The sequence below is a fragment of the Pseudonocardia humida genome, assembly GCF_023898865.1.
Lineage (GTDB): Bacteria > Actinomycetota > Actinomycetes > Mycobacteriales > Pseudonocardiaceae > Pseudonocardia > Pseudonocardia humida.
In genome coordinates this window covers 90,980-110,230 of the sequence record NZ_JAGSOV010000006.1, presented here as the reverse complement: position 1 = coordinate 110,230, position 19,251 = coordinate 90,980, and the positions used below count along the sequence as shown (strand labels likewise).

Below are 19,251 nucleotides of genomic sequence, written 5' to 3'. Positions count from 1 at the left end.
CGGTGCCAGCCCGGCGTCCGCGTCACTACAGTGGCCCGTTCACCGGCCGTCGTGCCGGGCGCGCAGCCCGAGGAGCCCCATGACGGCCGACCTCGCGCCCCGCGCCCTCAGCGGCCGCAGCGCCCGCGTGGTCGGGCGCTTCGGCGCGTCCCGGCCGGGCCGCGCCACCTGGGTCCTGCTGTGGGCCGCGGCGCTGGCCGCCGAGTTCGGCGCGCTCGTCCCGGTGCTGTTCGGCGACGGCACCGTGGAGGCCATCGACGTCGTCTTCCGCACGATCGGCGGGTCGTTCGCCGTCTGCGGGCTGATCGCCTGGCACCGCCGCCCGGACAACCGCAGCGGCCAGCTGATGACCGCGACCGGCTTCGCGTTCTTCGTGTCCCCGCTGGTCAGCCAGCTCGACTCGGCGCCGGCCACGACGATCGGGCTCTGGCTGCCCGATCTGTGGATGGTGTTCTTCGTGCCGCTGCTGCTGAGCTACCTCAGCGGCGGCAGGCTGCGCACGGTGCTCGACCGCGTGCTGGTCGGCGTGGTGGCGTTCGAGGTGTTCGTGCTGGCCCCGCTGTGGCTGGCGTTCTACCCGGCGGAGGGCAACCTCCTGCTGGTCGTGGCCGACCCGGGGCTGGCCCACGCCGTGGAGAGCGCGCAGCTGGCGACGCTGCTGGCCGGCGCGGTGGGGACGGCGGCGGTGATCGCGGCCCGCTGGCGGGCGGCGACGCCGCCCCGGCGGCGGGCGATGCTGCCGAGCGCGGCCGGGGCGGTCTGCCTGCTGCTGCTGGCCGCGCTGCTGGCCGTCGACCTGGTCGCCGAGCGCTCCCCGGTGCTGGTGTGGATCGGCATCTGCTCGATCGCCGCGGTGCCGATCGCGTTCCTCGCCGGGCTGCTGCGCTCCGCGCTGGCCCGGGGCGGGCTGATCGAGCTGTTCAGCGGGCTGCGGACCGCGCGTCCGGCCGAGCTGCGCGCCGCGCTGGCCAAGGCGCTGGGCGATCCGGCGCTGCTCATCGCCTACCCGCAGCCCGACGGCCGGTCCTACTCCGACACCGACGGCCGGGCGGTGGTGCTGTCCGAACCCGGTGGGGAGCGTTCGGTCACCCGGGTGGTCCGCGACGGGCAGCCGATCGCGGTGCTGGTCTACGACCGCTCGCTCGACGACGACCCCGAGCTCGTCGAGGCCGTGGGCGCGGCGGCGACGATCGCCCTGGAGAACAGCCACCTGCAGGCCCAGACCGAGGCCCAGCTGGCGGCGCTGGCCGCCGCCCGCGAGCGGATCATCACCGCGGGCGACGCCGAGCGGCGCCGCATCGAGCGCAACCTGCACGACGGCGCCCAGCAGCGGCTGGTGACCCTGGCCCTGCAGCTGTCGCTGATCCAGCGCCGCATCCGCACCGACCCCGACGACGCCGAGCAGCTCGTCACCGAGGCGGGCGACGAGCTGGCCCGCTCGCTGGCCGAGCTGCGCGAGCTGGCCAGGGGCATCCATCCGGCCGCCCTCGACCACGGCCTCGACGTCGCCCTCGAGGCGCTGGCGATGCGCGCGGCCGTCCCCACCACCGTCACCGTCGAGCCGGGTCCCCGCCTCGGCGAACCGGTCGCGCTGGCCGCCTACTTCGTGGTCAGCGAGGCGCTGGCCAACACCGCCAAGTACGCCGGGGCGAGCGCCGCGCAGGTGCGGGTGACCCGGCGCGAGGGGCAGGCGATCGTCGAGATCACCGACGACGGCGTCGGCGGCGCCGACCCCGGTCGGGGCAGCGGCCTGCGCGGGCTGGCCGACCGGGTGGAGTCGCTCGGCGGGAGCTTCGAGGTCGGCGGGGGACCGACCGGCGGGACGGTCGTGCGCGCGCACCTCCCGATCGAGGTCTGAGGTGGTGGCTGGCCGCTAGCGTGGGAGCGGATCACCGGCGAGGCGAGCGAGGAGCCCCGATGCCCGAACCGTTCCACCCCGACCTGCGCCGCGCCGCGCGCTTCCTGCCCAGGGCGGCCGTCGGGCCGCGCAGCCTGCCCCTGGTCCGGGCGCTGGGGCGGCTGGGCGCCGTGGCGTCGCGGTCGAAGGCCGAGGTGGTGGCGGTGTCCGAGGCCGTGTCGGTCCGGGTGGCCCGACCGGCCGCCACTACGGATCCTGCGCCGGCGCTGCTGTGGATCCACGGCGGTGGGCTGGTGATCGGCTCCGCGGCGATGGACGACGACTTCTGCCGCCGCGTCGCCCGGGAGCTGGGCGTCGTCGTGGCCTCGGTCGAGTACCGGCTGGCGCCCGAGCACCCGTTCCCGGCGCCGCTGCACGACTGCTACGCCGGGCTGGAGTGGCTCGCCGGGCAGCCCGGGGTCGACCCGCGGCGGATCGCGGTCGGCGGGGCGAGCGCGGGCGGCGGCCTGGCCGCGGCGCTGGCGCTGCTGGCCCGGGAGCGCGGGGAGATCCACCCGGCGTTCCAGCTGCTGGTCTACCCCATGCTCGACGACCGCACGGTCAGCGACCCTCCCGGTGTCGCCGGGCGGCTGCGGATGTGGAACGCGGCCGCCAACCGGTTCGGCTGGCGCTCCTACCTCGGCGCGGCGACCGCGGGCGAGGTGCCCCCGCTCGCGGCGCCGGCCAGGGCCGAGGACCTGACCGGGCTGCCTCCGGCGTGGATCGGCGTCGGCACCCTCGACCTGTTCCTCGACGAGGACCGCGCCTACGCCCGCCGGCTCGGCGAGGCCGGGGTGCCGGTCGAGCTGCACGAGGTGCCCGGCGCCTACCACGGCTTCGACATGGCCCAGCGCAAGGCGGGGGTGTCGCGGGAGTTCGTCGGTCGGCAGGTGGCGGCGCTCGCCGCCGCGCTGAAGACCTAGTGGCCCCGGTCGCTGGCGCACCCAGCACCCCCCTGGCGCCCGGGGGCGGCGGCGGGTAACGAGGGAGGTCGACCTCACCCCGTCCCCGAGGAGGACCCGCGTGCGCACCGCCATCTGCGACATGCTCGGCATCGACATCCCGGTGCTCGCGTTCAGCCACTGCCGCGACGTCGTCGCCGCGGTCACCAACGCCGGTGGCTTCGGGGTGCTCGGCGCCTCCTCGCACACCCCCGAGCAGCTCGACCGGGAGCTGGCCTGGATCGACGACCACGTGCACGGTCGCCCCTACGGCGCCGACATCCTGATGCCGGAGAAGTTCGAGGGGAAGGGCCAGGGGCTCGACGCCCGGGACCTCGCCGACCGGGTGCCGGCCGGTCACCGGGAGTTCGTGCGCGAGCTGCTGGCCCGCAACGGGGTGCAGGCCGCCCCGGACGGCCCGGTGCGCGCGCTGGTGGGCGACGAGCTCAACGCGCAACTGCTCGACGTCGCGCTGGCCCACCCGATCAAGCTCATCGCCAACGCGCTCGGCGTCCCACCCAGGTCGATGATCGATCGCGCGCACGCGGCGGGCATCCCGGTCGCCGCGCTCGTCGGGGCGAAGGAGCACGCGGTGCGCCAGGTCGCCGCGGGCGTGGACGTGATCGTGGCGCAGGGTACCGAGGCGGGCGGGCACTGCGGGGAGGTGACCACGATGGTGCTGGTCCCCGAGGTGATCGAGGCGGTGCACCCGGTGCCGGTGCTGGCCGCGGGCGGGATCGTGACCGGCCGTCAGGTGGCTGCGTCCATCGCGCTCGGCGCCGCCGGGGCCTGGACCGGGTCGGTGTGGCTGACCACCGAGGAGGCCGAGACCGCGCCGCACACCGTGCGGAAGATGCTCGCCGCCTCCTCGCGCGACACGGTGCGCTCGGCCGGGCGCACCGGCAAGCCGTCGCGCCAGCTGCGCTCGGCGTGGACCGAGGCGTGGGACGCGCCCGGGGCGCCGGGGCCGCTGCCGATGCCGCTGCAGTCGATGCTCACCGAGCCCGCGCTGCGCCGGCTGGACGTGCTGGCCGAGGGGGGCCACGCCGGGGCGCAGGAGCTGGCGACCTATTGGGTGGGGCAGGGCGTTGGGCTGATGGGGAAGGTGCGCCCGGCGCGGGAGGTGGTGCGGGAGATGGCCGAGGACCTGCTGGAGGCGGCGGAGCGGTTGAACGCCGCGCTGGGGGAGTAGCGCGGCGCCGGGGTCTCACGCGCCGGTCGGCAGGTGGCTGCCCGTCACCACCTGCATGATCGTGGTGCGCTGCGAGCCGAGGGTGCAGCTGGCGCCGAGCACCGGGTCCAGCGCGCCGGTCAGGTGGTGGCCGGGGCGGTCGACGTCCACGGCGGGGGTCGTGAAGCCGTGCTCGCGGGCGATGCCGTGGACGATCCGCCGGGCGCGCTCCCAGCCGGGGTCCGGGATGGGGGCGGCGAAGCCCCACGGGGCGAGCGCGAGGGTGCGCGTGCCGAACTCGGCGGGCACGTCGTGGCCGCCGGTGGAGCCGGTCGCCCCGCGCACCCGGTGCCAGTCGAAGGGGCCGAGCTCGTCGTCGAGGGCGGCGCGGATGCGGGCCTGCATCCGCTCGTACCCGGCGACGGCCTCGTCGAGGCGGGGGCGGTGGCGCAGGTCGGCGTAGGTGGTCACGGGGTGCTCCCGGGCAGGGCGGCGACGGTGGCGGCGGTGTCGTGCTGGCGCGGGGTGCCGGGGGCCAGGTCGTGGTCGCGGCCGGTGAGCTCGACGACGGGCTCGCCGCCGGGGCGGGTGGCGGCGAGGCCGTCGAGGAAGCGGGCCAGGGCGGCGTCGGGTCCCGGGGTCTCCGAGCCGAGCCAGGCGACGGCGGCCACGGTGGCGTCGGGCCGCCCGGCGAGGGCGAGCTGGTTGAGCGCGTTCTCCCGCAGCAGCGTGAGGTCGTGGGTGAGGGCGGGCAGGGAGTCGGCGACGGTGCTGGTGGAGCCCGGCGCGTGCACGGCGACGTGGTCGGCGGTGGTGGCGTCGCCGATCGCGACGGCGGCGCGGGGCACGTCCTCGACGTCGAGCAGGAGCAGGTGGCGGCCGGTCGGGTCGGCGGCGAGGGTGTCCGCGACGGTGCTCAGGGCGTCGCGGCGGTCCTGCAGGTCGGCCAGGTGGTCGGTGAGCGCCGGGCGGGCGGCGGCCGGGTCGATGCCGCCGAAGCCGGGCCCGGTGGGGGCGTCGAGGGCGGCGAGGCGGGTGCGGGTGGCGGCGATCGCGGCGTCGGCGCCGGCCGTCTCGGTGTCCAGCCGGGAGCGGTTGGCCTCGTCGCGGGCGGCGGCGGGGATGCCGTCGCGGTCGCCGACGAGGCCGGGGTCGGTGCGCAGCACGCGCTCCTGCTGGGCCGGGGTCAGCGACGCCCACCAGGCGGTGTTCCGGTCGGGGGCGGCGCCGGGGTGCGGCGCGGCGGGGGGCGCGTCGCCCCGCGGCTGGTCCGGTGCGTCGTCCGCGGCGGTGAGGGCGGCGGCGAGGGTCGCGTCGAGCTCGTCGGCGCGGCGCAGGAGGTCGGCGACGGCGGCGGTCAGCTCGGCGGCCAGCGGGTCAGCGGGCAGCCAGGGCAGGGCGGGCGCGGGCGCGGTGACGGTGCCGTCGGGGTCGATCCGGTGACCGTGGGCGGCGGCGAGGGCCTCGAGCCGGGCCAGGTCGCGGTGCAGGTCGGCGACGGTGTCGGCGGCCCGGGCGAGGGCGGGGCCCAGCTCGGTGAGCGCGGCGGCGGCGCGCCGGCTCCGCTCGGCGATCCACGCGTGCTCCCGGCCCGCCGCCTCGGCGGCGCTGCCCAGCCAACCGGCCGGGGGACGGGCGGCGCGCAGGTCGGGCTCGGCTCCCAGGACCCGGTCGCGGGCGAGCGCGAGCCGGCGGGCGGCGGAGTCCAGCAGCGTCGGGTCCCAGCGCCGGACGTCGGCCAGCGCCACCACCGCGACCCCGCTCACGCCGGCCCGGCGGCCGCGCGGGCGGCGGCCTCGGCGTCGAGGTAGGCGCGGGCGGCGGCGTCGAGCGCGTCGGAGTGCCGGCGCGCCCGCCCGCCCAGCGCGGCGAGCTCCGCCCAGCCGGGACGCGCGGCCAGCGTCGCCGTGCGCCCGCCGGGCAGCGCGGCCGCGAGGTCGCGTACCGGGCCGGCGAGGTCGAGCCCGGCCAGCGCGTCGGCCACCCGTCCGGCCGCCTGCCCGGCCGTCGTGACCAGGTCGGTCGGCACCTCGAACCCATCCACGTCGGGCAGGTTAAGGGGGCACCGGGGCGTCCCGTGGGCGAACGGGCGAACCCGCCCTCAGCCGGCCTCGCCGCTGTCGGCGAGCGCCGCCGCGGCGTCGGCGAGCCCCAGCTTGGTGCGCACGCGGCCGAGGAAGTCGACCTCGCCAAGGCGCACCAGCCGGGCGCCGGTGGGGTCGGCGTGCACCGACACCCAGTCACCGGGGTCGAGCACGCCGCGCAGCGCCCCGTCCACGCTCACCGCGACCTGCCCGGACCGCTCCAGCACCTGCACGGCCACCCGCTGCTCGCGGGCGAGCACGAGGCTGCGGTTGAAGCTCATGTGCGGCGCCACCGGCGTCAGCACCAACCCGGCCAGCGCGGGCGAGAGCACCGGACCGCCCGCGGCGAAGCTGTACGCGGTCGACCCCGTCGGCGTGGAGACGATCACCGCGTCGGCGGAGTAGGAGACGAACCGGCGGCCGTCGACGTAGATGGCCACGCTCGCCTGGCGGTCGCGGGCCAGCTTCTCGAACACCACGTCGTTGAGCGCGCGGATGTCCAGCGGGACGCCGACGTCGGGATCGCCGCCCACCCGCTCGCGCACCAGCGGTGGGGGCAGCGCCGGCCCGCGCCCGTAGCGCAGCAGCGCCTCGATGCCCGGCGGGATCGCCAGCGGGCGCGAGGCGCACAGGGTGAGCGCGAGCCGCTCGTCGATCTCGAACCGGTCGTGCAGCACGGCGTCGAGCGCCTCGGTGAGGTCATCGGCCTCGACGACGGTGAGGAACCCGACCCGCCCGACGTCGACGCCGAGCACCGCGGCCCCGCCGGCCATGGCGATCCGCGCGCCGCGCAGGAAGGTGCCGTCGCCGCCGATGGTGACCACCAGCTCGGGGTGGCCGGCGCGGGCGGCCTCCTCGGCCGCGCTGTGCCTGCCGTCCTCGGACCAGACGTCGATGTCGGCGCAGGCGACGCCGCACCGCGCCGCCCAGGCCCGTGCGACCCCGGCGGCCTCGACCGCCCGGGGCTTGCCGCCGTGCACCACCAGGCCGAGCGTCCTCAGCTGCATCGCCCGAGCCTACGGAGCGAGATCATCCCCGACGCGGTAGGCGCCCGGCGGGCTGGGGTGGTGGCGGTGGAACGCGGCGGAGGACCGCGAGGGGCCTGTCCAGCCGCACCGGCTCAGGCCCGGCAGTGCAGCGGGCGGCCGCCGTTGTAGGCGATCATGTCGCCGAAGGCGGCGCCGAGGTCGAGCGGGGCGCCCCGCTCGGCCCCGCCGATCTCGGCGTAGGCGCGGTGCAGGTTGCCGACGATCCGCTCGGTCTCGCTCCACGCCGCGTACTCGCCGAGGTCGGTCTCGTGGGCCGCCTCCAGCGGCGAGAGCCCGGCCTCGACGCCGCGGCGGGCCAGGTCCTGGACGAACCGCAGGTAGCCCACCGTCACCCCGATCAGCTCGGGGCCGCACACCGGACCGTGACCGGGCACGATCGTGGTCGCCCCCAGCGGGGCCACCACGTCCTCCAGCACCTCGATCGCCCCGGCGACCGAGCCGGACAGCAGGAACGGCGTGCCGCCCTGGAACAGCAGGTCGCCCGTGTAGAGCACGGAGCGCTCCGGCACCCAGACGATCGAGTCGTTCGTGGTGTGCGCGGGGGAGCCGACGTGGGTGATCTCGCAGCGCAGGTCGTCGACCCACAGCGTGACGCCCTCGGTGTAGGTCAGGAACGGCGGCGCCGGGGGCAGCTCGCCCCACTCGACCGGCTCGAAGAGCAGGTCGAGTGGCAATGGTCCGGCGGCCAGGATCTCCGCCCGGGTGCGCTCGTGGGCGACGATCGTGGCGCCGGGGAACCAGCCGTTCCCGGCGACGTGGTCGGGGTGGCTGTGGGTGTTGACCAGCGTGTGGACCGGGCCGCCCGCCAGGTCGTGGGCGGTGTCGACGAAGGCCCGGGTGCGCCGCTCGGTGGAGCAGGAGTCGACCGCGACCGCGCCGCGGCGCCCGACCAGCAGGCCGGTGTTGTTGATGAACCAGCTGCCGTCGGGCTGGATGTAGGCGTAGAGCCCACCGCCGAGGTCCTCGACGTGCGGGGTCCTGTCGCTCGGGGTGCCGGCGGCCTCGCCCATCGGTCCTCCGTCGGTGCGGGTTGCGGGAGGGCCAGGCTATCCACCACACCGACGGGGCCGATCCCCGTCGCGACGACGGGAGGTGCGTGATGGACGGCGACTACGAGCTGCGGCCGATCGGGCGGGTGGAGTCGACCCTGCGCGACCGGGCGAGCGCGCCGAAGCAGGGCACCGGGGCGCCGGACGCCTGGCTGGTGTTCGACCCGCGCTACGCCGAGGGGCTCAGCGACGTCGAGGTCGGCGTCGACGTCCTGCTGCTGACCTGGTTCGACCGCGCCGACCGCAGCGTGCTGGCCACCCGGCCGCGCGACGACCCGGCCAACCCGATGACCGGCGTGTTCAGCACCCGCTCGCCCGACCGCCCCAACCCCCTCGGCCTGCACCGCGTGCGGGTCCTGGCCGTCGACGGCGTGCGGGTGCGGGTGGGGCCGCTGGAGGCGCTGGACGGGACGCCGGTCGTCGACCTCAAGCCGGTGCTGGACCCGACCGAGCGCTGAGCCTCACGACCCCGGGCCGGGCCTGCGGTGCCGCGAGGAGCGCACGGTCATCGCCAGGTCGGCGAGCCGGCGCGTCGGGCAGGGCCAGGGCAGGTGCGGGGTGCCCCGGCCCGGGCGGCCGCAGACGGGGTCCACGCACATGCCGTCCTCGCCGCGGACGTGCCGGACCTGGAGCGCGGCGATCAGCTTCGGCATCGCGGCCAGCTCGGCGACGGCGCGCACGTAGATGGGGGTGTTCGGGTCGTTCACTTGAGGTGACCTCCTCGCTACGGAAGGCTCATCGAAAGCGAAACAACTCGAACATGCCATACAAGTCATACAACTCTACCCATGTGTACTAACTGGCCGAACTAACGTGCACGGATGGCCGAAGATCAGTCGAAGCACCCGCGGCCAGGCGTCGAGTACCTGACCTCCGGCCAAGTGGCGACACGGCTCGGCATCTCGCAGGTCAGCGTCAATCGGATGGTCCGCAGTGGACTGCTCCGTCCGACGTGGCGTACCCCGGCCGGCGGACACGCGCGGTACCTCTGGGAGGACGTGGAGCGCCAGATCGCGGAGATCCGCCGCAAGCGCGGCGAGCACCCCTGACGCCCCCGGCTCCCCCGGCACCCGCCGCCCGATCGTCGTCGCAGGGGCGGGGTGGTCGTCGCAGGTGCGGTGGCCCCTGCGCGGACCCGGGCGGGTCTGCGAAGACGGGTCAGGGTGCGGGCCGGCGCCGCCCGGAGGCGGGCGGCGACCGGCGCGAAGTCGGCGAGGTCCGACCAGGTCCAGCGCACCACGGCCAGGCCGGCCTGGACCCGTCCACCTCGAACGCGTGGTGCGGGCCGAACCAGATCGGCAGTCCGTGCTCGACCGCCGCCGACACGTCGCTGATCGCGGCCCGGGCGCCAGGCGGGGGATCGCCGCTCGGACCGCGAGCCGGTGACGGACCGCGCCGTCCTCGGTCGCCCGCAGCTCCTCCGGGCCGGCCACCAGGTCGGCACCCGGGCGCACCGGCGCGACCGAGCCCGATCACCGCAGCCCGCCCAGCTCGTCGTCGCTCATCCCGACCGCCGGCAGCTCCGAGCGCCACCACAGCCCGCTCGCGACCAGCCCGTCCCCCACCGGCTCGGTGCACCCGCCCTGCACACGCGCGTCGCCCGGCGGGCCCGAACGGGAGAACCACCCGTCTTCGCAGGGGCGCTGAGGCCCGCGGCGGGGGGGCAACACCCGCGCCGCCGGACCCGCCCCCCCGGCCGCCGGGGGGCCCCGCCGGGCCCCCCCCCCCCGGGGGGGGGGGGGGGGCCGCCCCGGGGGGGGCCCCCCCCCCGGCCCCGCACGACACGGCCCCTGCGCAGACCGACCTCAGACGACCTGGCGGTCGCGGCCCTCCCAGAACGGCTTGCGCAGGTCCTTCTTGAGGATCTTGCCCGTCGGGTTGCGCGGCAGCTCGTCGACCACGTCGACCGACTTCGGGGCCTTGAACCCGGCGAGGTTCTCCCGGGCGAAGGCGATCAGCGCCTCCGGGTCGACGGTCTGGCCGGGGGCGGCGACGACGACCGCCTTGGGCACCTCGCCCCAGCGGTCGTCGGGCACGCCGATCACGGCCACGTCGCCGACCGTCGGGTGCTCGGCCAGGACGCGCTCGATCTCGGCCGGGTAGATGTTCTCCCCACCGGAGATGATCATGTCCTTGATCCGGTCGGTGACGTAGATGTAGCCGTCGGCGTCGATGTGGCCGCCGTCGCCCGAGCGCAGCCAGCCGTCCTCGGTGATCGCGGCGGCGGTCGCCTCCGGCTTGCCCCAGTAGCCGCCCATCAGCTGGTCGGTGCGCACCCAGATCTCGCCGGGTTCGCCGGTCGGCACGGGCTCGCCGGTCGCGGGGTCGCGGATCTCGATCTCGACGCCGTGGGTGGGGGTGCCCGCGGAGACCAGGCGGTGCGCGACGGCCGGGTCGCCGTGGTCCTCCGGGCCCAGCGAGCTGACCACGCCGCAGGCCTCGGTCATGCCGTAGACCTGGTGCATCACACCGGGGAACAGCTTCAGGCAGGCCCGCAGCACCGGCAGCGGCATCGGCGAGGCGCCGTAGGACAGCGCCTGCAGGGCCGAGAAGTCGCGCTCGGCGATCCCGGGCACCTGCACGATCGCGGCCAGCAGGGCCGGGACGAGGAACGTGTGGGTGATGCGGTCGCGTTCGAGCATCTCCACGACGGCGACCGGGTCGGGCAGGCGCAGCATGCGGATCTGCGCGCCGGCGGCGATCGCCAGCAGCGCGTAGCTGGTGCCGCCCACGTGGAACAGCGGCATCGCGACCTGCACGCGGCCCTCGTCGGTCAGCTCGAAGTCGACCATCACGTTGCGGGCGTGCGCGAGCATGCCGCCGTGGGTCAGCATCGCGCCCTTGGGGAAGCCGGTGGTGCCCGAGGTGTAGAGCTGCACGAAGCAGTCGCCGGACTCGGCCGGGTGCACCTCGGCGTCGGGCTCCTGGGCGGCGAGCCAGGCCTCGTACTCGTCGCCGTCGCCGCCGATGTGGACGACCTGCTCGACCGTGGGGATCTTGTCGCGCAGCTGCTGGGCGGCCCCGGCGAACTCCGGGCCGACGAACAGCAGCCGCGCCCCGGCGTCGTTGATCACGTAGACGATCTCCGGCGGGGCCAGCCGGAAGTTCACCACGGCGTTGGTCGCGCCGATCTGCGCGCAGGCCAGCGTCAGCTCCACGCAGGACGGGTGGTTCAGGTCGAGCACGGCGATCCGGTCGCCCGGGCGCACCCCGGCGGCCCGCAGCGCCGCCGCCGCCCGCCGCACCCGCTGCGCCAGCTCGGCCCAGGTGCGGGTCGTGCCCTCGAAGGTGATCGCCGGGGCCTGCGGGCGCTCGGCCTCCCAGCGGGCCAGGGTGGTGGTGTAGTCGGAGAGCTGAGCGGTCATCGATCGGGCTCCTTCGTCGGTGCCGGGCGAGCCGGCCGCGTGCGACCCGTGTCACACGCCCGGGCGTGCAGCTTGGTGGGCGAAATGCCCGGCTGTCCAGATCCGGATGGAGATGTCCCGGGGCGGTGCCTGCGCGTAGCGTCGCCGCGGTGGAAGGGCTGCTGGTGCGGCTCTCGGCGCTCGACGCGGACGCCGAGGCCGCGGTGCGGGCCCGGGGAACGGGGTCTCCGGGGCCAGCCGGTAGTCCACCGACACCACGACGCCCCCCAGCTCGCGGGCCAGCACGATGTTGCGGGCGTGGTCGGTGTCGAGATCGCCGAGGACGAACCCGCCGCCGTGCATGTCGTAGACGGCGGCCGGGGCGCGCGGTCCCGGCCCCCACCCCGTCGAGAACGAACCTGTCGTCGTTGTGGACCGGTCCAATCGACGACAACTTCGTTCTCGACGGGTGGGCATCGGGCAGACTGCCGGGGTGGATGATCCGGACGAGTTGCTCGGGGCGACGGTCGCGACCGGGTCGGAGCCGGAGAGCGTGCTGCTGCCCGGGCACGACGTGCCCCTGGGCCGCTACACCACCGTGCGGCGGATGCTGCCGCTGCGCAGGCGCCGGATGGTCGGGGCCTGGTGCTTCGTCGACCACTTCGGACCGGAGGACGTGCGCGACCGGCCGGGCATGCAGGTCCCGCCGCACCCGCACACCGGCCTGCAGACCGTCACCTGGCTGGTCGAGGGCGAGATCGTGCACCGCGACAGCCTCGGCAGCGACCAGGCGATCCGGCCCGGCCAGCTCAACCTGATGACCTCCGGGCACGGGATCGCGCACTCCGAGCAGTCCCCGCCCGAGCACCCGCCGGGCATGCACGGCCTGCAGCTGTGGGTCGCGCTGCCCGAGGGGGCGCGCCACGGGCAGCCGCGCTTCGAGCACCACGCCGCGCTGCCGGTCCGCCGCGAGGGCGCGGCCACCGTGACCGTCCTCGTCGGCCGGTACGGCGGACTGCGCTCCCCGGCGCGCGTGCACACCCCGCTGCTCGGCGTCGAGTTCGTCTTCGACGGCCCCGGCTCGCTGCGGCCGGCGCTGGACCCGGGGTTCGAGCACGGCGTGCTGGTCGTGGCGGGGGCGGCCACGGTCGCCGGCACCGCGCTGGAGCGGGGCTCGCTGCTCTACCTGGCGCCGGGCCGGTCGGACGCGCCGGTCGAGGTGTCCGGGGGCGCGCGGGTGCTGCTGCTGGGCGGCGAGCCGTTCACCGAGGACCTGGTCATGTGGTGGAACTTCGTCGGGCGGTCCCACGAGGACATCGCGCGCGCCCGCGCGGACTGGACGGCAGGCCGCCGGTTCGGCGGCGTCGTCGACTGCGCCCACCCGCCGCTGCCGGCCCCCGAGCTGCCCACCGTGCGGCTCAAGGCCCGCGACCGGCACGGCCGCTCCCGCCCCGCCTGACGGAAGGTGCCTTCCGCCCGCACCCGGGCGGCGGCGAGGATCAGCGGGGCCTGGAGATCACCTCGACGGGGAGGCGGACGGCGTTGCCCGCAGCAGCACGAGCAGCAGAGCTGGAGTTCGGCCTGTTCGACTGGGTCGACGCGGTGCCGGGGAGCACCCCCGCCGAGGTCTACGACGGGCGGCTGGGCCTGCTCGCCGAGGCCGACGAGGGCGGCTTCGCCGTCTACCACCTGGCCGAGCACCACGGCACCCCACTCGGGATGGCGCCCTCGCCCGCGGTGTTCCTGGCCGCCGCGGCCCGGACCACCCGGCGCATCCGGCTCGCCCCGACGACCTTCGTCGTCCCGCTGCACGACCCGCTGCGGCTGGCCGAGGAGATCGCCATGCTCGACCAGCTCAGCCACGGCCGGTTGGAGGTCGGCGTGGGCCGGGGCTCCTCGCCGTTCGAGGCCGCGATGTACGGGCTGGGGCCGGGCGAGGCGGCCGAGCGGTTCGACGCGCTGGTGGGATCCGTGCTGGAGGCGCTGGAGACGGGGGTGTTCCGCCGCCCCGGCGGCGGCGCGGACGTGCCCCTGCACCTGCCCGTCCACCAGCGCCCGCACCCGCCGCTGTGGTACCCGACGTCCAACCCCGCCTCGGTGCCGCGGCTGGGGGAGCGCGGCTACAGCGTGCTGTTCGGGTTCGGTTTCGCCGCCCCGGCCGCGGAGGTCGTGCGCGAGCAGCGGGAGGTCTTCCTGGCCGGCTTCCGGGCGGCCCGCGAGCGCGGCGCCGCCACCTACCGCGGGCCCCGCGACGAGCCGCGGTTCGGGATCATGCGCCACGTCCTCGTCGCGCCGACCGACGCGGAGGCCGCGGCGCTGGCCCGCCCGGCCTTCGCCGACCACTACGCGAGCTTCGCCCACCTGTGGCGCGCGCACGGCAGCGACCGCTTCACCACGACCCCCGACGTGGAGGCCCTCGCGGCCGAGGGGCGGTTCCTGCTGGGCTCGCCGCGGACGGTGGCCGGGCAGGTGGCCGCGGCCGTCGGCGCGACGGGGGTCGACTACCTCGCCGGCGCGTTCGCGTGGGGCTCGCTCGACCCGGCGGTCTCGCTGCGCTCGCTGCGGCTGTTCCGCGACGAGGTCGTCCCGGCCGTGCGCACCGCACTGGCCGCGGGCTCCCCACCCCTACCCTGATCACCGGCCGTCGGCGCGAGGCGCGGTGCCCGCCCCGGGCCCGGCCGGGTCCGGCGCGCCGGCTACCGCGGCACCTGCTGCATGAAGATCGACGGGGCCAGGCCGTCGGCCTCGGGGCGGAACTCGGCCTCCACCTTGGCCGCCAGGTCGGCCAGGTCCCAGTCGCCGTCCGAGGACACCGAGGCGATCACCTCGGGGGTGTTCCACAGCCGCACCTCGTGCCCGTCCGCGCCGATGGTGCGCCCGGAGAGCCAGTCCGAGCCGGTGCCTGCGATGTAGGCGACGATCGGGGCGATGTTGTCCGGGGACATCTCGGGGCGGGCCGATCCGGAGCCGACGCGCTTCTCGCTGGGCACGGTGGCGGTGAGCCGGGTCTCGGCGGCGGGGGCGATGGCGTTGGCCGTGACGCCGTAGCGGGCCAGGCCGTTGGCCAGCGAGGCGGTCAGCCCGATGATGCCCATCTTGGCCGCGGCGTAGTTCGGCTGGCCCGGGGAGCCTGCAGCGCCGAGTCCGAGGTGAAGTTGATGATGCGGTAGTGGCCGTCGGGGTTGCGCTGCTCGCGCCAGTAGGCGGCGGCCGGCTTGATGGTGGCGAAGTGCCCGCGCAGGTGCACCCGGACCACCGCGTCCCAGTCCTGCTCGGGCAGGTTGAAGATCATCCGGTCGCGCAGGATGCCGGCCGTGTTCACCAGCACGTCGAGCTGCCCGTAGCGCTCCACGGCCTGCCGCACGAGCCGCTCGCCGGTGGCGGTGTCGGCGACGTCGCCCGCGTCGGCCACGGCCTGCCCGCCCGCCGCGGTGATCTCCTCGGCGACCTCGCGGGCGGGGCCGGGGTCGGCGCCGCTGCCGTCGGGCTCGGCGCCGAGGTCGTTGAGGACCAGCCGCGCGCCCTGCGCGGCGAACAGGCGCGCGATCGACGCGCCGATGCCCCTGCCGGCGCCGGTGATGACCGCGACCCGCCCGTCCAGCGTCCCCATACTGCCTCCTCGATCGGCTCCGATCAGCGTCTACGAGCAGAGCACGACCCCGACCGGGGAAACAAGGTCGACCACACGCCTAGATATCTTGATACCTTGATACCGTGGTGGCGGAGCGCGGGACCTCGACGAAGAACATGATGCTGCGGCTGGACCCGGAGCTGGCCGAACGGCTGCAGACGGTCGCCGAGGTCGAGGGGCGCACGATCGCCGACGTGGTCCGCGAGGCGATCGGCGCCCTGGTCGAGCAGCGGCGCGGCGACGAGCGCTTCCGCCGGCTGCTGCAGGAGAACCTGGCCCGCCACGAGCGCGCGCTGCGCCTGCTGCAGGACGACGACTCGTGATCCGCTTCACCGTCGCCGACCTCGTCGTGATCGCCGCCGAGGTGCTCGACCTCGACACCGACGCGGTCGAGGACCTCGTGCGCGTCCTGCGCGCGGCCGACGGCCCGGACGCGCTGGCGGCCTGGCTGCGCCCGCGCATCGCCACCACCGCGACCACCCCCACCACCTCGACCCGAGCGAAGGGCAGCGCCACGTTCGGAAGGAACCAGCAGGTGCGCAGTCGGCTCCACCGGCTCGTCGGGCTGCGCACCAGGCTGCGCGACGCTGGCATCGATCCCGACGCCGGGGCCTCGCGCTCCGCGTGACCGCCCGCCGCGGCTACCGGGACTTCGGGTCGTCGTCGGGTTGGACCTCCGCTCCGACCTGCTGGGCCGCGACCTCGCCGGGGTCGGCGTGGCGACCGGCGTGGCTCTCGGTCCGCATCCGCTCGGACATGTGCGGGTAGTGCAGCTCGAAGGCCGGGCGCTCCGAGCGCACCCGCGGCAGCTCGGTGAAGTTGTGCCGCGGCGGCGGGCAGGTGGTGGCCCACTCCAGCGAGTTGCCGAAGCCCCACGGGTCATCCGCGGTGGCGACGCGGCCGTAGCGGTAGCTGCGGAACACGTTCCAGACGAACGGCAGCGTGGAGGCGCCGAGCACGAACGCCCCGATCGAGGAGATGGCGTTGAGCGTCGTGAACCCGTCGGTGGGCAGGTAGTCGGCGTAGCGGCGCGGCATGCCCTCGTTGCCCAGCCAGTGCTGCACCAGGAACGTCAGGTGGAACCCGATGAAGGTGAGCCAGAAGTGGACCTTGCCCCAGGTCTCGTCCAGGAAGCGGCCGGTCATCTTCGGGAACCAGAAGTAGATGCCGGCGTAGGTGGCGAACACGATCGTGCCGAACAGCACGTAGTGGAAGTGCGCCACCACGAAGTAGGTGTCCGAGACGTGGAAGTCCAGCGGCGGCGAGGCCAGCAGCACGCCGGTCAGCCCGCCGAACAGGAAGGTGGCCAGGAACCCGATGGAGAACAGCATCGGCGTCTCGAAGGTCAGCTTCCCCTTCCACATGGTGCCGATCCAGTTCACGAACTTGATCCCGGTGGGCACCGCGATCAGGAACGTGGTCAGCGAGAAGAAGGCCAGCAGCACCGCGCCGGTGGCGTACATGTGGTGCGCCCACACCGCGATCGACAGCCCCCCGATCGCGATCGTGGCGAAGATGAGGGTCCGGTAGCCGAACAGCGGCTTGCGGCTGAACACCGGCAGGACCTCGGTGACGATGCCGAAGAACGGCAGCGCGACGATGTAGACCTCGGGGTGGCCGAAGAACCAGAACAGGTGCTGCCACAGGATGACCCCGCCGTTGGCCGGGTCGAACACGTGCGCGCCGAGGTGGCGGTCGGCCGCCAGGCCCAGCAGCGCGGCGGTCAGCACCGGGAACGCGATCAGGATGAGGATCGCGGTGACGAAGATGTTCCAGGTGAAGATCGGCATCCGGAACATCGTCATGCCGGGGCAGCGCATGCAGACGATCGTGGTGATGAAGTTGACCGCGCCCAGGATCGTGCCCAGACCGGCCACGACCAGCCCCATGATCCACAGGTCGGCGCCGACGCCGGGGGAGCGGATCGCGTCCGAGAGCGGGGTGTAGGCGAACCAGCCGAAGTCGGCGGCCCCGCCGGGGGTGAGGAACCCGGCCATCACGGTGAGCCCGCCGAACAGGAACAGCCAGTAGGAGAAGGCGTTCAGCCGCGGGAACGCCACGTCCGGCGAGCCGATCTGCAGCGGCACGATGTAGTTCGCGAACGCGAACAGGATCGGCGTCGCGTAGAGCAGCAGCATGATCGTGCCGTGCATGGTGAACAGCTGGTTGTACTGCTCGTTGGACAGGAACTGCTGCCCGGGCACCGCGAGCTCGCCGCGCATCAGCAACGCCATCGCCCCGCCGGCCAGGAAGAACCCGAACGACGTGACCATGTAGAGGATCGCGATGTCCTTGGGGTCGGTCGTACGCAGCATCCGCAGGAACGCCGACCCCTTCGGGGTGCGGCGGACCGGGTGCGGGCGGGCCTGGACGGGGGCCGGTGAGAGGGTCGCCATGGCCTTCACCTCATGGTCGACGGTGAACGGGGCGGCCGGTTCGCGCACGCCGGCCGTCTCGCAGGGTGCTCCCTTCCCGGCGACGGGGCAACCACCGACCGTGCCCATCTCCCCGTCGCCCGCCTTCGGACCGGTGAGTGGAGCCCCGGATCAGCCCTTGCCGCCGCCGGCGCCCTTCCCGCTCCTGGCGGAGCCGTTGCCCTTCCCGTTACCGCCCTCGTCGTCGCTTTCGTCGTCCTCGGCGTCGTCCGCGTCCGAACCCGGGCCGCCGTCGTCGACGTCGGGGCGCTCCGCGTCGCCGGCCGGTTCGGCCGGGGTCTGGGGGCCGCCCGGATCGCCGGCCTCGTCCACCGCGTCCGGATCGGCCGGGGCCGGCGCCGAGGGGGTGTCGGCGGAGTCGGTGTCGGCGGAATCGGCGTCGGAGCCGGTTTCGGTGGCGACGGCGGCGTCGACGACGGCGGCCTGCTGCCCCGGGCCCGGATCGGCGGGAGCGGGGTCGGCCGGGCCCGCGGCCCGCCCGCTCCCGCCGGTGCTCCGGGGTGAGGTCACCAGCCGCGGAGCGGTGTCGGCGGAGTCGGCCTCGACGATGGTGATGGTGGGCGCGCCGGTGCCGGCGTCCGAGGAGGGGGCGGGGGGCACCGCGGCCGTGGGCGCCGTGGCCTCGGGCTCCGGTCCGGACAGGACGTATCCCGCGGTGAGGCCGGAGACCAGCACGGCGGCGGCGGCCAGCGGCAGCACCCGGCGCACCGCACCGCGACGGGCGGCACCGGGCTCGGGCAGCGCCCGCAGCAAGGTGGCCACCTCGGCCGCGGACGGCCGCGCCGACGGGGCGATCGCGGTCATCCGGCGCAGCACGCCGGCCAGCGCGGGCCCCGCGACCGCCGGGACGCGGGGCGGGCGGTGCAGCCGCGCGATCGCGGCCTCCACCGCGGAGCCCGGGTACTCGCGCTCGCCGGTCAGCGCCTCGACCAGGACCAGCCCCAGCGAGTACACGTCGGCCGGCGCCGAGACGTCGTCGCCGCGCACCTGCTCCGGGGCCATGTACGCGGCCGTCCCGACGACCATGCCGGTGTGGGTGACCTTGGTGGCGCCGTCGAGGCGGGCGATGCCGAAGTCGGCCAGCCGCGGGCGGCCGTCGCGGTCGAGCAGGATGTTGGCCGGCTTGACGTCGCGGTGCACGACGCCCTCCTCGTGCACGTACGCCAGCGCGTCGGCGAGCTCGGCGCCCAGGGCCGCGACGGCGGCGGCGTCCATCGTGCCCTCGCCCAGCGCCTCGGCGAGGCTGCGCCCGTCGATGAGGTCGGTGACGACGTAGCGGTCGCCGTCGGCGGTGCCTGCGTCGAGGAAGGTGACCAGGCCGGGGTGGCGCAGCCCGCTGAGGATGCGCACCTCGCGGCGGTCGCGGCCGTGGTCGGCGGGGGAGGGGGCGGTGGTGAACACCTTGACCGCCACGTCCCGGCCGGTCGTCAGGTCGAGGGCCCGGTGCACGGTGGCGGTGCTGCCGCGACCGAGCTCCGGGCCGATCTCGTAGCGCTCGTCCAGCACGGCGCCTGCGTGCATCCCGTCCCCCGATCGGTTCCGTTGCCTCAGAGGTACCCGTGGTCGCGGCGCGACACACCCGATCGAGTGGGGAACCGGCGGATGAGTTATATGATGACTCGGCGATTCATATGACAACTGGGGGGACGC

19 protein-coding genes and 1 pseudogene are annotated in these 19,251 nt (G+C 75.5%); 9 read left to right on the top strand and 11 right to left on the bottom strand.

Features of this window, described 5'->3' with window-relative positions; genetic code table 11:
* Positions 1–79 precede the first annotated feature (79 nt).
* From KDL28_RS01965 to KDL28_RS01955, 3 genes are all read left to right on the top strand, one after another.
* Complete coding sequence (locus tag KDL28_RS01965; protein ID WP_252435403.1) at positions 80–1,858, top strand: sensor histidine kinase; 1,779 nt, start codon at positions 80–82, stop codon at positions 1,856–1,858.
* Between the two features lie 59 nt (positions 1,859–1,917).
* On the top strand, positions 1,918–2,820 hold the full coding sequence (locus KDL28_RS01960; protein ID WP_252435402.1) for an alpha/beta hydrolase: 903 nt from the start codon (positions 1,918–1,920) through the stop codon (positions 2,818–2,820).
* Between the two features lie 100 nt (positions 2,821–2,920).
* Positions 2,921–4,030: an NAD(P)H-dependent flavin oxidoreductase gene (locus tag KDL28_RS01955; RefSeq protein ID WP_252435401.1), complete on the top strand. Its 1,110-nt coding sequence runs from the start codon at positions 2,921–2,923 to the stop codon at positions 4,028–4,030.
* A gap of 15 nt (positions 4,031–4,045) precedes the next feature.
* Here KDL28_RS01955 and KDL28_RS01950 read toward each other — a convergent pair whose 3' ends face one another.
* From KDL28_RS01950 to KDL28_RS01930, 5 genes are all read right to left on the bottom strand, one after another.
* Positions 4,046–4,480 carry an LppA family lipoprotein gene (locus KDL28_RS01950; protein WP_252435399.1) on the bottom strand — a complete coding sequence of 145 codons (435 nt, stop codon included), beginning with the start codon at positions 4,478–4,480 and terminating at the stop codon, positions 4,046–4,048.
* Positions 4,477–5,775 (bottom strand): alpha/beta hydrolase, encoded by a 1,299-nt coding sequence (locus KDL28_RS41245; protein ID WP_252435398.1) that lies wholly within the window; start codon positions 5,773–5,775, stop codon positions 4,477–4,479. Before KDL28_RS41245 ends, KDL28_RS01950 begins: the two co-directional genes overlap by 4 nt.
* Positions 5,772–6,053: a hypothetical protein gene (locus tag KDL28_RS01940; protein WP_252435397.1), complete on the bottom strand. Its 282-nt coding sequence runs from the start codon at positions 6,051–6,053 to the stop codon at positions 5,772–5,774. The genes KDL28_RS41245 and KDL28_RS01940 overlap by 4 nt, the downstream gene beginning before the upstream one ends.
* 57 nt (positions 6,054–6,110) lie before the next feature.
* On the bottom strand, positions 6,111–7,100 hold the full coding sequence (locus KDL28_RS01935) for an NAD(+)/NADH kinase (RefSeq protein ID WP_252435396.1): 990 nt from the start codon (positions 7,098–7,100) through the stop codon (positions 6,111–6,113).
* Positions 7,101–7,213: 113 nt separating this feature from the next.
* Positions 7,214–8,152 carry an MBL fold metallo-hydrolase gene (locus tag KDL28_RS01930; RefSeq protein ID WP_252435395.1) on the bottom strand — a complete coding sequence of 313 codons (939 nt, stop codon included), beginning with the start codon at positions 8,150–8,152 and terminating at the stop codon, positions 7,214–7,216.
* Positions 8,153–8,241: 89 nt separating this feature from the next.
* On the opposite strand from KDL28_RS01930, the gene tsaA reads away from it, so the two are divergent.
* Entirely contained in the window at positions 8,242–8,649 is a 408-nt protein-coding gene (gene tsaA / locus KDL28_RS01925; protein WP_252435394.1) for a tRNA (N6-threonylcarbamoyladenosine(37)-N6)-methyltransferase TrmO, read from the top strand.
* Positions 8,650–8,652: 3 nt separating this feature from the next.
* Here the strand turns inward: tsaA and KDL28_RS01920 are convergent, their stop codons facing one another.
* The gene (locus KDL28_RS01920) at positions 8,653–8,898 is read right to left on the bottom strand and encodes a ricin-type beta-trefoil lectin domain protein (protein ID WP_252435393.1); all 246 of its coding nucleotides are present in this window, start codon (positions 8,896–8,898) and stop codon (positions 8,653–8,655) included.
* Positions 8,899–9,012: 114 nt separating this feature from the next.
* On the opposite strand from KDL28_RS01920, the gene KDL28_RS01915 reads away from it, so the two are divergent.
* The gene (locus tag KDL28_RS01915; protein ID WP_252435392.1) at positions 9,013–9,240 is read left to right on the top strand and encodes a helix-turn-helix domain-containing protein; all 228 of its coding nucleotides are present in this window, start codon (positions 9,013–9,015) and stop codon (positions 9,238–9,240) included.
* 756 nt (positions 9,241–9,996) lie between these two features.
* Here the strand turns inward: KDL28_RS01915 and KDL28_RS01910 are convergent.
* Positions 9,997–11,556: a long-chain-fatty-acid--CoA ligase gene (locus tag KDL28_RS01910; RefSeq protein WP_252435390.1), complete on the bottom strand. Its 1,560-nt coding sequence runs from the start codon at positions 11,554–11,556 to the stop codon at positions 9,997–9,999.
* Positions 11,557–11,607: 51 nt separating this feature from the next.
* Complete coding sequence (locus tag KDL28_RS42020) at positions 11,608–11,898, bottom strand: alpha/beta hydrolase fold domain-containing protein (protein ID WP_372496853.1); 291 nt, start codon at positions 11,896–11,898, stop codon at positions 11,608–11,610.
* Between the two features lie 130 nt (positions 11,899–12,028).
* On the opposite strand from KDL28_RS42020, the gene KDL28_RS01900 reads away from it, so the two are divergent.
* Together KDL28_RS01900 and KDL28_RS01895 are read left to right on the top strand one after the other, a co-directional pair.
* Positions 12,029–12,994 (top strand): pirin family protein, encoded by a 966-nt coding sequence (locus tag KDL28_RS01900; protein ID WP_252435389.1) that lies wholly within the window; start codon positions 12,029–12,031, stop codon positions 12,992–12,994.
* 83 nt (positions 12,995–13,077) lie between these two features.
* Positions 13,078–14,169 carry an LLM class flavin-dependent oxidoreductase gene (locus KDL28_RS01895; RefSeq protein ID WP_252435388.1) on the top strand — a complete coding sequence of 364 codons (1,092 nt, stop codon included), beginning with the start codon at positions 13,078–13,080 and terminating at the stop codon, positions 14,167–14,169.
* Positions 14,170–14,231: 62 nt separating this feature from the next.
* Here KDL28_RS01895 and KDL28_RS01890 read toward each other — a convergent pair.
* Positions 14,232–15,145, bottom strand: a pseudogene (locus tag KDL28_RS01890) (SDR family NAD(P)-dependent oxidoreductase).
* A 104-nt stretch (positions 15,146–15,249) separates the two neighbouring features.
* Here KDL28_RS01890 and KDL28_RS01885 point away from each other — a divergent pair.
* Together KDL28_RS01885 and KDL28_RS01880 are read left to right on the top strand one after the other, a co-directional pair.
* Entirely contained in the window at positions 15,250–15,489 is a 240-nt protein-coding gene (locus KDL28_RS01885) for a ribbon-helix-helix protein, CopG family (protein WP_252435387.1), read from the top strand.
* Entirely contained in the window at positions 15,486–15,794 is a 309-nt protein-coding gene (locus KDL28_RS01880) for a hypothetical protein (protein WP_252435385.1), read from the top strand. Before KDL28_RS01885 ends, KDL28_RS01880 begins: the two co-directional genes overlap by 4 nt.
* Positions 15,795–15,807: 13 nt before the next feature.
* Here the strand turns inward: KDL28_RS01880 and ctaD are convergent, their stop codons facing one another.
* Together ctaD and KDL28_RS01870 are read right to left on the bottom strand one after the other, a co-directional pair.
* On the bottom strand, positions 15,808–17,562 hold the full coding sequence (ctaD, locus tag KDL28_RS01875; RefSeq protein ID WP_252435384.1) for an aa3-type cytochrome oxidase subunit I: 1,755 nt from the start codon (positions 17,560–17,562) through the stop codon (positions 15,808–15,810).
* A gap of 150 nt (positions 17,563–17,712) precedes the next feature.
* Entirely contained in the window at positions 17,713–19,122 is a 1,410-nt protein-coding gene (locus tag KDL28_RS01870) for a serine/threonine-protein kinase (RefSeq protein WP_252435382.1), read from the bottom strand.
* Positions 19,123–19,251 lie beyond the last annotated feature (129 nt).